The organism is Segatella sinensis (genome assembly GCF_040095255.1).
In the GTDB taxonomy this organism is placed as follows: domain Bacteria; phylum Bacteroidota; class Bacteroidia; order Bacteroidales; family Bacteroidaceae; genus Prevotella; species Prevotella sinensis.
On sequence record NZ_JBBNGE010000042.1, the window covers coordinates 18694 to 30529 of the forward strand.

Genomic DNA, 11836 nt, shown 5'->3' on the forward strand with positions numbered 1-11836 from the left:
TAGAATATGAAACTAAATATGAAGACTTTGTTCGCGGCTGGTTTGGCTACCTTGGCTGTGAGTTGTACAGACTTGGATGTACCGGTAGATTCTCAATATACGAAATATCCTGGTACGGAGGAGGCTATTGTTTCCAAGATGGCAGGTATCTATTTTCAGATGAGAGAGTGCTTTGGTCGCCGTTATATGGAGGCACAGGCACTGTCAAGTGATGAGTTTACGGCTTTGTCGTATAGTGGAAACTGGCTGGATACTTATGCATACGCCAATACGTCTTTGCATAATTTTACAGATGAGTGCGCTACCATTGACTGGATGAATGTATTGGGTGAGGGTGTTGTGAAAGCCAATGAGGTTATCGATTCTGATGCTGATCCTAAGTATGTGGCTGCAGCTCGTGCCGTCCGTGCTTACTTCACTTATCTGGAAATGGACAACTTTGGTGATGCTCCTATCGTAGATAAGGTCTATTGCGAGAAGAATGGGGTGGATATTACTGCCCGCCAGCCTCGCGCAGATGTTGCCAAGTGGATAGAGAGTGAACTTCTGGCTGTAGCAGATCAACTTCCAGAGGAAACTACCGGAGAGAACTATGGCAAGCCGAATAAGTATATGGCATACGGTCTTTTGGCTCGCTTGTATATCAACTGGCCTGTTTATACAGCAGCTTCCGTTGATCAATATGATGCAGCCAATTACAGCAATGAAAAGTTGAATGCCTGTGTAGAGGCTTGTGATAAGATCATCAATGCAGGTAAGTTTGCCCTGGGACCTGCAGCTTATCGCTTCAAGTTTGCTCCTAATAATACCGAGTTGGTGGAGAAGGGAGAAATTAAGGACTTCATCTATGTAATGCCTTACCATACATTGGATGCCACAGGTATGCAGTATGGTCGTTCACATTCTTATAAGGATATCAAAAAGTTGGCTCCTAGTTATTATGGCACAGCCATGTCTAACTCTGGTGGTGCGTATATAACTGTAACTCCTGAGGCTGCTGCTCGCTTCAATCTGGAAGGTGATGAGCGTAATACGATGGTGCTTCAGGGTACAGTACATGTATATGACCCGGAGACACTCCTGCCTACCGACCAGATTTGTAAGGATCGCAATGGTAATCCATTGGTGTTGGAAACAAACATTAAGTTAGTGAAGCAGAGCTCTGAGCTTGATGTTGGAGACAATGTGGAAGGATGGCGCCAAGGTGCTCGTTCTGTGAAATGGTTTGTTAGCAATGAGGACTTTAAAAATGGTCGTAATCAGTCTAACGACATACCTCTGATTCGTTATGCCGACATATTGATGATGAAGGCTGAGGCAATTGCACGTGGTGCATCGGCAACTGGTGGAGATACTTCTCTTAGTCTTTTCAATCAGATTCGTTCATACGTTCATGCACCGGAGCTTGATCATGCTCCATCTTTGGATGAAATTTATGAGGAGCGTGGTCGTGAGTTCTTTGATGAGAACCTTCGTCGTATGGATATGATTCGCTTTGGTCATTTCGAGGATGAGTATTGCTTCCACAAGAAAGGCTTCGAAAATGCGAATTTTGACAAGACTCATCGTATCTTCCCATTGCATAAGGGAAATCAGTTGGATACAAATCCTAAGTGGAAACAGAATCCTGGATATTAATCGGTTGAATGATGATAAAGGGGGAGTGGTGGATTCTGCCACTCCCTTTTTTCTAATTGTTAGATGAAGTTTGTTTCATTTTGATGAAACTGTTTGATTATGAGAAGAAATCTATTGTTGTTATTACTGTGGTTGGCAGGCTTGCTAGCTGTAGATGCTCAAACATTGAACCGTAAAGAGGTCGAGACCTACGTGATTAATCAATATGGAAAAAGATGGAAAGACATTGCGCTTTATCTTGGCGAAAAAGATACCTTGGACAAGGACAATGCTTTGACGTTTGAGAAAACAATCTCGGTGCGAGGTAAGAGTAAAAATGAACTCTTTGTCGATTTGAATTATTGGTTTCTGAAAACCTTTAGCAATGCTAGTTCATCGATAGAGATGGCAGACAAGGAATTAGGGGTTATCATGGCAAAGGGTTATTTGCCTGGCATTGCTTATCACTCGGGTGGTTATTCCTCTTATTGTGTCAATATTCGCCCTCTTGTGCGTTGCGACATCAAAGATGAACAGGTCAAACTGACGATTGTCGTTCCAAATTATGAGGTGACGAAAGTTGATGATGGTATTTGGAGTGCCATGCTGGATGAGGATTTCGACAAGCATCCCCCATATACTGTGAACGAAACATGGTCGCTGAATGTTTGTTTCCCTTTTGCGAAGAAAGATGGAACCAAGAAAACTTCCAGCAAGGCATTGGTGATGAGTCATGGATATGTGGAGGTCTTGATGAATCGCATTCAAATGGCGTTATAGCTGCGCCAAAATGTGGTAAATTTGAAGATTTTGGCGCATTTATTAATTAAAACGTATGAAGAGAAGCGTATTCTTAGTTATATTTTTTGCCTTTGGCTTCTTGATGACAATGGCCCAAGATTTTTCCCGATACGTTGATCCACGTATCGGAAGTGAGGGATTGGGTAGAACTTTTCTCGGTCCTTGTATGCCATACGGTATGGCGAAGCCGGGACCGGATGCCGTGTCTATGCCGAATGCAGGATGGGCGCCGATGCCTGAGCCTGTCAAGGGATTCTCGCAGATGCACGTCAGCGGAACCGGGGGTGGACAGAAGTATGGTAATATTCTTATCCAGCCTTTCTTGGATGCAGGGGAAATCATCCAGAAACGGGTGGATGAGAAGATTGCCTTGGGATATTATGCCTGTACTTTTGAGAATGGAATCCGAACGGAGATTACCGCCTCAGAACGTTGTGCCTTCTATCGATTGGATTATGGCAGAAAACAGAAGGGAAAACTCCTGATAGATGTGGCTACCTTCCTGGGTATAGATACGATTCCAGATAAGCGCGAAACTCAGCAGTATGTGGATTCGTATGTTACTTGTGATGGGAAATATGCCGTCTCAGGATGGAGTACTGTAAGGGGTGGCTGGAACAATGGAGGTCCTTATACCGTTTATTTCTATTTGCAGAGCGATACGCCTTTATCTAATAGCGATGTCCCTTTAGCTAATGGCGATGCGCCTCTATATAATAAGGTGAAGGAATCAAAGACAAGATTGGATGTTGCCTTCTCGAAAAGTACCGTCAATCTGAAGATTGGTATTTCGCATATCAGTATTGCCCAGGCAAGGAAGAATATCCCTGCCTGCGGCTTCGATGCCCAGTTGAAGAATGTGCGGAAAACCTGGAACGGAAAGTTGGGAAAGATAGAAATCGCAGGAACCGAAAAGCAGAAGCGGATGTTTTATACAGCTCTTTATCATACGATGCTGATGCCTGTGGATAAGTCGGGTGAAAACCCTCATTTCTCCGCTACGCCTTATTATGATGATTACTATGCCATCTGGGATACTTACCGTACTTCCATGCCTTTGCTTACGCTGATAGAGGAACCGCAGCAGCGTGATATGATCAATTCCCTGCTCAATATCTACAAGCATGACGGTTATATGCCTGATGCCAGAAGTGGCAACTGGAACGGCAGAACGCAGGGTGGCAGTAATGCGGATATTGTCATAGCCGATGCCTTCGCGAAAGGAATGAAGGGTATCGATTATGAACTGGCGCTGAAGGCGATGATCAAGGATGCCGAAGTGCCACCAACGGATGATGATGGCTTTGTGGGCAGTGTGCCTGAGGAAAAACATGGCAGAGGTGGATTGATGGAATATAATACGCTGGGCTATGTTCCGTATGGAATAGACCGTGCCGGCAATCGTACCGTGGAGTATAGCTATGATGACTGGTGTATTGCCCAGGTGGCAAAAGGACTGGGTTTTCCGGAACTCTACGAAAAGTATATGAAGCGTTCGCATAACTGGCGCAACCTCTGGCGTTCTGATTATGAATGGCAGGGGATGAAGGGATTTATCATGCCGAGAAATGCGGATGGCAGATGGCTCGACTCTGTGCCTTGGGGCAAGTCGAAGGTCTATCATCCTGTGATTCCTTATTATCCGGATACCAAGGTGGCGCCCTGGTATCTTCCATGGTGGTCAACCTTCTTCTACGAGGCTTTGTCGGCTGAGTATAGTCTCAGTATTCCGCACGATGTTCCGGGACTGATTGAGGCTTGTGGAGGAAAGGACGCTTTCATCCGACGATTGGACACCTTCTTCGCCAATGGCCATTTCAATGTGGCGAATGAACCGAGCTTCATGACTCCTTACCTGTATCATTGGGTGGGGCGCCCAGACTTGAGCGTTCAGCGAATCCAGCAGATCGTGAACGATAACTATGAAGATTCTCCTGGCGGTTTGCCGGGTAATGATGATGGGGGTGCGATGTCATCCTGGCTCGTATTCAATATGCTGGGATTCTATCCGATAGCCGGTCAGAATCTCTATATCATTGGTTCGCCCATGATTCCTGAATATACCATCCATCTATCGAATGGCAAGGACCTGAAGGTGGTGAGAGAAGGAGAGCTGTGGAAGCAGATGTTCATAACTCACGATGTGTTGATAAATGGTGGAAAACTTGTTCTTCCTGATTTTAAAACTGAGGAAAAGGGTGTTGATAAAACGCAGAAACTGCTGATAATGAAAGAAAAAGAGAAATCCACAGCTTTTGCACAGCCTGTGGATAAGTATTTGATAACTATTCCAACGCAGTATGTGGCCCGCTTCATTCTCAACCGACAGTACCGTAACTGGGAGGTAGGAGTAGATTCAACGAGTATGGCTGATACGCTTATACTGAAATGTAATCAATCTCTCTATCTGATTCCTCGCAAGGTGGTGGATGAGGCTGATGGTTTCTGTTGGGATAGTCCACAGAAAGGCAGGAATCTCTATGTATGCGATATGAGTTCCAACAGGGGTATGCGTGACGGCACCTTTCTGTTTATCTCCCGAAAGGCGCTGCGCCAGCTTCAGGCAAACGGATCCTTTGTCTATAACGGGATTTTATGGCGGAAAATATCAGCAGATGAAAAGAGCATTACCGTCAAGGCAGAACAGGATGGAACTATGATGCAGATTGCTGTGGACCTCGGTCTCCCTTGGGTGCTGCGTATGGATGGAAATCCTTTAGGTATTGATTGGAGGTTGGAAAAACAATAAATGGGAGTATTCTCCGTTTCATTATTATATGAATAGAAAAGTATCATTATTATATATCTCTTTGGCTTGCGTGCTTTCGCTGCAGGCTCAGACCCGCCAGCAGATGGGTGGTGTCTATTATGCTTATCCGGAAGGTCCTTCTGCCAAGACAGGAACTTTTGGTACGGCTACCTATGTGCTGTCTGATTCTCTGAATGTTCCTCAGGGATATGCACCCTTTTATATCAGCCATTACGGTCGCCATGGTTCCCGTTGGATGCCGAAGGATGACCGGTATGTCTGGATCTGCAAGCATTTTGAAGATGAGAGTAATCTCACTCCGCTTGGCTTACAGGTGAAGGGAATGCTGCAGCGTGTATGGGAGAATGCCAAGGGTAATGGTGGAAAACTGAGCAAGCTGGGTGCTCTTCAGCATCAGGGCATCGCTCATCGTATGTTTGAGCGTTATCCGCAGATCTTTGCTGCGGGCAATGCGGTAAAGGCTCGTTCCAGTGTGGTGGATCGATGCGCCAAGAGTATGCAGGCTTTTACTTCTGAGTTGCATACCCTCCAGTCAGGCTTGAATCTGGATGTCAAGACCGATTCTGCCGATATGGCTTGGATAGCGTATGTCTCTCCCGAAGTGAAGGCTTTGGAGAACCGTACCCATGTGCAGGCTCAGGTTTCACCTCGCCGTTTCCTTCTTCAGTTGTTTAAGGATGTCTCTAAGGTGGATGAACCCCTGAAGCTGATGACCGAGATGCATACGGTGGTTTCTTCTATTCAGGATGTAGGCTTGAATTTCTCTTCTTATCCACAGGATATAGAAGATGGCTTGAATGCACTTTTCACCGATGATGAGTTCCGTGCCATCTATGAAGCCAATAACCTTCGGATGACCATCAACAATGGTACCGTGGCGACGAATGAGGATATTCCTGCCCGTAGTGCTATCTCCTTATGGCAGAATATCGAGGCGGAGGCAGATCGGGCTTTGCGTTCTGTCAAGTCATCGGCTACGCTTCGCTTTGGTCATGATACTGCCCTTTACCGTCTTCTGTCTCTTCTCTTTGATGTAAATGTTCCTCCGGCAGGAGCACGTGAAGAGGCTAGTCTGGTGGTTTTGGGAGATGAAATGGAAAAGATGGATCGCATAGTTCCGATGGCTGCCAATCTCCAGATGATATTCTATAAGAATGCGAAGGATAGCGTGCTGGTGAAGTTCATGCTCAATGAGCGGGATATCATGCTTTCTCCCGTAGGTCAGGTAATCTATGGTACGCATTACTATTCCTGGAATGCCTGGAAGCAGGAAATGCATGAGCGGATTCATCGGTTGGAACATATCCGCCAGCTCAATGCCATCAATACGATGGTGGGTACGGCACAGGCAAATACCCAGACTGCGGGCATGTTCGGAAAGGGTAGTGAGGAACATGGACAAACCATCCCTGCAGTTCTCGTTCCGAATGGTCAGAACTTCTGGACTCCTCAGACGCAGGATACAGAACAGAAATGTATCGCACCTTATTATTATAAGGATACCCATCTGCAGGGCTTCCGCTGCAGCCACTGGCTGGTGGGCGGATGTACGCAGGATTATGGTTCTTTCACGGTGGCTGCGCTTGGTGGAAAGCTCCGTCTGCAGCCAGAACAGAGAGCTACGGCATTCAGCCATGAAGATGAAGTCTCTCATCCTCACTACTATGCTGTTCGTCTGAAGGATGAACATCTGAAGGCAGAGATGACAGCCTTGAGTCATACCTCCTTCCTCCGTGTTACTCCGGAACAGGATGAGCTGGTTCATCTTGTCATCAATCCGAACAGCGATGAGGGACAGGGATACATCGAGATTGATACCATCAATCATATAGTTTATGGTTATAATCCGGTGCATCGCATCTATCAGGGATGGGGAAAACCGGCTGGTTTCTCCGGACATTTCGTCTTGGCTTACGATGAGAAGGACCTGGTGGATTACGGCGTTTTCGAGGGAGACCGAAAGATGGTAAGAGGTTTGAAGGTGCAGGGTAAACCACGCATTGGCGCCTGGCTCACCTTCCGTGGCAGATCGGGTAAGGCGATGGAGTGGATGTCGGGTACATCCTTTACGTCCCGCGACAATGCAGTGGAGAATCTCAATGCAGAAAACTATATGTATGGCGGATTGGATTTCAACAGCATGATGGAGTATGCTGCCGGAATCTGGTGTGACCGGCTTCATACCATTGATGTGGAAAGCAAGGATGCTGGCAAGGTCAACCAGTTTTATGGTGCTCTCTACCGTGCATCCTTCCTCCCTCATGAAATGAGTGATGTGAATGGCGATTATCCGGAGTTTTCTACAGGTACCGTGAAGATGGGCAATGCTACCCTGAGTTCCAAGGGCTATGCCGTTCCTGCCTATTCTTATCTCCGCAAATATGGCGATTTCTCCATGTGGGACATCTATCGTGCAGAGTTGCCGCTCTATAGTCTCATCACTCCGAAGATGTCGGGCGAGATGATGCAGTCTCTGGTTCAGATGTACAAGGAGGGTGGCTGGATGCCTATCTTCCCATGCTGGAACAGTTATACGGCAGCGATGATTGGAGATCATTCGGGTGCGGCTCTTGCCGATGCGTATGTCAAGGGCATTCGCAATTTTGATGCAGCCAAGGCTTACGAGGGTATGCGTCTCAACGCTTTCTCTACTCCTTATCTGGCGAAGGATTATCGGGATGGAAAGGGGCGCCGTGCCATCCGGTCGTATATGGATAATGGCTATATTCCGTTGGAGGATATGGTGGAGGAAGCCTTTCATACCAACGAGCAGACTTCCCGTACCCTGGAATATGCCTATGATGATTATGCCGTGGCACAGATGGCGAAGGCTCTGCATGATTCCTGTCAGGATGCCGCTCTGCGCCAGAAGTATCTGGAGGATTACAATGATCTGATGCGCCGTTCCGAAAACTGGCGCAATGTCATCAATTCTGCTACGGGATGGGCGGATGGCAGATACGAGAACGGAAAGTGGGAGAATAATGAAGACCTGGTGCACCGCAAGAATTACATCACCGAGGGTGCTACCTGTCATTATACCTGGTATGTTCCGCAGAATCCGGAAGGACTGTTTGAGGTAATCAGAAACAGTAAACCGATGGATAAGCAGGAAAAGCAGATAGAAAAGATGGAAAGGAAGATGGAGAAGAAGGGTGAAATTCCTGTTCGCAACGAGAAGGTGATAGCCCGACTGGACAAGATGTTTGATAACGGATGGTATTGGCATGGTAATGAACCTTGTCATCAGGTAGCCTATCTTTACGACGCTGCCGGGGCTCCGGAAAAAACGCAGGAGCGGGTACATCATATTCTCCAGACCGAATATAATGATACGCCGGGCGGATTGTCGGGAAATGATGATGCAGGACAGATGTCGGCATGGTATGTGTTCTCGTCTATCGGATTCTATCCTGTATGTCCGGGTACACCTTATTATTATATAGGTACTCCAAGCTTTGACAAGGTTACTCTGAATCTGGAAAACGGCAGGAAGTTCATTCTTTCTGCTGATCGCCAGCACATGGATGATTATCTCATCCAGTCGGTAACCCTCAATGGGAAGCCTTTGGGTGATTATCGCCTCTCTCATCAGCAGATATTGACTGGTGGAGAATTGCATTTCCAGATGAAATAACCCATTTTGCCGGACCTATTATACTGAACTGATAAATGATAAGTAACTTATGGATGAATAACTGGATTCGTTTATGGCATGAGCATGATGTTTTTTTCCATGATGGCATGGATGTTCTGGCGTAAGGGCAGTGACAGGCTCTTTCGCCTTATCATGATCTTGATGCTGATAGTAGATGCATAGTGCCTGAAGGATATTCTATTCTTCTATTTCACAGGCTTCGACAATGAGGAAAACTGGTTTCTCATATCGGCTGCCGATATGTTTATCATACCATTCTACAGCTTTGTGCTGATGGAATTGGTGAAGCCGGGATGGACTACCTGGCGTAAGGCGGTGATGCTGGAATTGCCGTTTGTGTTGCTTCCTGCCATTTATTGTGTGACGGGCAACAATATCTATTTCTACATCCTTTCGGTGTGGGGAGCTGTTTATGGTCTTACCACTTTCGTCGTGATGTTCTTCCTCATCAGGCGCTACCATCGCCAGCTGAAGGAGCGGTTTTCTTATCAGGAGAACATCAATCTCAACTGGCTTCTGGCTATCCTGAGCAGTTGTTTCCTGATATTGATTATCTGGACGATGAGCTGCTTTGTCATCAATGTAGATTTTGATGATCTCTACATGGTGTTGTCTTTGGCTATATGGATGTTTATATGCTATTTTGTCTATAGGCATGAGTCGGTTATTGATGAATTGACAGATTCTGATGCCGGACCTATTGGTGATGGCCTGGACGATGGAAATGTGGCTCAAGGACTGGCGGCGACAGTGCGGCAGCTTTTCGAAGAGGAGAAGATCTATCTCAATCCTAAGCTTAAGCTGTCGGATGTGGCGCGTATGGTAGGTACGAATCGTACTTATCTGAGCCGCTTTTTTCGCAGGGCTTTTGTCGCTGCACACAAATGTTCGCCTAATGAATATCGTGCGCAAATGTAAGTATAAGCTAATCAGGAGAATTGATGCAATGACTCTTCAGAATTTACGCAATGACTCCTTGAAGAATCGGGGTGTGGGGGAAGATTTCAAAAAAGGTTGGCTACCCCGAAGAGGGCAGGCCAACCTTTCTTTTGTTTATGATGATCTTAAAACTCTTTTTTGCGTTTTAAGTGATGCTTCTCTTATTCCTTGTTACTTCCGAAAATACGCAGCAGGTAGAGGAAGAGGTTGATGAAGTCGAGATACAATGTCAAGGCTCCGATGAGAGCCAGCTTCTGAGCACCCTCGCTCATATCGTACTGAGTCTGGAGCATCATCTTGATCTTCTGGCTGTCCCAGGCTGTCAGACCTACGAAGATGGCTACACCCGCATAGCTTAAGATGTATTCAAATCCGGAACTCTTCAGGAACATATTGACTACGGTGGCGATAATCAGACCAATCAGGGCCATAAAGAGAATCTTGCCGAGAGAGGTGAGATCCTTCTTGGTGGTGTATCCGTAGAAGGCCATCGCTCCGAATGTGCCGGCGGTGATGAAGAAGACTTTGGCAATGCTGGTCATTGTATATACTGCAAATACCGAAGATAGCATCGCTCCATTCAGTACTGAGTAGATGATGAAGAGCAGAGTGGCGGTACTCAGCGACAGGCGGTTCAAGGCACCGGTGATGATGAATACCAAAGCGAGTTCTGCAATGATAAGGCCGAAGAGCAAACCGCGGCTTGTCATCAGGGTCATCAATAGGGTAGGACTGCTGGCAACACCATAAGCAGTAACACCAGTAATGACGAGTGCCAATGTCATCCAAGTATAAACCTTGCGCATCAGTGCGGAGAATACACCACTTAATCCACGCTCTTTCTCGTTGACAGCGAAGCCATTGCTTGACTGTCCGTTCTGACTATTTATCAGATTGTACATTTCTTTTTCTGTCATAATTCTAATTTCTAATTTAGTTGATCTTTTATTGTTTCTTGATGGCAAAGCTGATTATGCCACAATATAACGGGTGCAAAGATAATGCCATTTCTTGAATCTGCCATTATATCTGCTCATTATTAACATTTATTCCGTAATTTTACGGAGCCTTATTCCTCTTATTGCCTGGTTATGACAAGATATTGCCCCTTGCCAGGGCAACTTTGTGCCATTGCCAGGCAAGAAACGATACGTCGGGAGAAAGAATACCTCAGGACTATCACTTCGGTTCGACCACTCCTCTCAGCCTATAATCAGAGGCGATTTGCTCGTAAATATCCTACTTTTGCTTTTACTCTTCACTCTTCACAAAACAGGCTGAAACCCCGATAAACACTGGGGGTGTGGGAGGTGAAGAGTGCACCGCCACTCTTCACCACTCTTCACCACTCTTCACTTATCGTAAGGCTCAGCTATTTTTTCTTCCTAGGTTTGGTCATCATTTATGTCAGGGGCTGGTCATCATTTATGCTAAGACTTGGTCATCATTTATGCCAGGGCTTAGTCATCATAGGTGACGGAACCTTTGCCTGCCTGATATTCTTTTTTCCTAAAATGGTTTGGGTGAAGAGTTGTGAAGAGTGGTGAAGAGTGCACCACCACTCTTCACCTCCCACACCCCCAGTGTTTATCGGGGTTTCAGCCTGTTTTGTGAAGAGTGAAGAGTATTTTTAAAAGTAGTTCTCTATACATTTGGTAGAAAAGTCCAGAATGCATCTTCTTTTATGTGTGTCCGAGCACAAACGTTCTTTCGCGCGTATATATATAATTAGGAGAAGAATGGATTTGAAACGCGAAAAGTGTTTAGAAGTGTTAAATTTGAGAGAAAAATGCAACTTTCTTCTCGAAAAATTTGGTGGAATGAAAAATAGTTAGTACTTTTGCACTCGCTTTTGAGAAATACACTTTCTCTTAGCAACATAAGAAAGAGTTCTTTGAAAGATTTTACATAAACAGACAAGTAGTACAAGAAGCGGTTTTGGATTACACCTTATTATATAGGGAGTATGAAGAAACTGGGTAAAAGAAACGAACCGTCAAGTAATTGACAAGTCAGGTTTACTAAGCTTCAATAAACGAAAAGGATATTCG

The 11836-nt window shown here is 45.8% G+C and carries 6 protein-coding genes; 5 read left to right on the top strand and 1 reads right to left on the bottom strand.

Annotated elements, in window-relative coordinates; translation table 11 throughout:
* Positions 1-6: 6 nt before the first annotated feature.
* The 5 genes from AAAT87_RS11270 (at position 7) to AAAT87_RS11290 (ending at position 9764) form a co-directional block, all read left to right on the top strand.
* Positions 7-1638: a RagB/SusD family nutrient uptake outer membrane protein gene (locus AAAT87_RS11270; protein WP_349226464.1), complete on the top strand. Its 1632-nt coding sequence runs from the start codon at positions 7-9 to the stop codon at positions 1636-1638.
* 99 nt (positions 1639-1737) lie between these two features.
* Positions 1738-2397, top strand: a complete 660-nt coding sequence (locus AAAT87_RS11275; RefSeq protein WP_349226465.1) for a DUF4468 domain-containing protein — start codon at positions 1738-1740, stop codon at positions 2395-2397.
* 55 nt (positions 2398-2452) lie between these two features.
* Positions 2453-5167: a GH92 family glycosyl hydrolase gene (locus tag AAAT87_RS11280; protein WP_428848581.1), complete on the top strand. Its 2715-nt coding sequence runs from the start codon at positions 2453-2455 to the stop codon at positions 5165-5167.
* A gap of 28 nt (positions 5168-5195) precedes the next feature.
* Complete coding sequence (locus AAAT87_RS11285; protein ID WP_349226467.1) at positions 5196-8825, top strand: GH92 family glycosyl hydrolase; 3630 nt, start codon at positions 5196-5198, stop codon at positions 8823-8825.
* Between the two features lie 261 nt (positions 8826-9086).
* Entirely contained in the window at positions 9087-9764 is a 678-nt protein-coding gene (locus tag AAAT87_RS11290) for a helix-turn-helix transcriptional regulator (protein WP_349226468.1), read from the top strand.
* Positions 9765-9946: 182 nt separating this feature from the next.
* Here the strand turns inward: AAAT87_RS11290 and AAAT87_RS11295 are convergent, their stop codons facing one another.
* Positions 9947-10702 carry a Bax inhibitor-1/YccA family protein gene (locus tag AAAT87_RS11295; RefSeq protein ID WP_228112958.1) on the bottom strand — a complete coding sequence of 252 codons (756 nt, stop codon included), beginning with the start codon at positions 10700-10702 and terminating at the stop codon, positions 9947-9949.
* Positions 10703-11836: the final 1134 nt, after the last annotated feature.

Bases quoted from the DNA above. Each gene is read 5' to 3' on its own strand.
- AAAT87_RS11270 (WP_349226464.1), top strand. From the start codon at position 7: ATGAAACTAAATATGAAGACTTTGTTCGCGGCTGGTTTGGCTACCTTG.
- AAAT87_RS11285 (WP_349226467.1), top strand. From the start codon at position 5,196: ATGAATAGAAAAGTATCATTATTATATATCTCTTTGGCTTGCGTGCTT.
- AAAT87_RS11295 (WP_228112958.1), bottom strand. From the start codon at position 10,702: ATGACAGAAAAAGAAATGTACAATCTGATAAATAGTCAGAACGGACAG.
- AAAT87_RS11275 (WP_349226465.1), top strand. From the start codon at position 1,738: ATGAGAAGAAATCTATTGTTGTTATTACTGTGGTTGGCAGGCTTGCTA.
- AAAT87_RS11280 (WP_428848581.1), top strand. From the start codon at position 2,453: ATGAAGAGAAGCGTATTCTTAGTTATATTTTTTGCCTTTGGCTTCTTG.
- AAAT87_RS11290 (WP_349226468.1), top strand. From the start codon at position 9,087: ATGTTTATCATACCATTCTACAGCTTTGTGCTGATGGAATTGGTGAAG.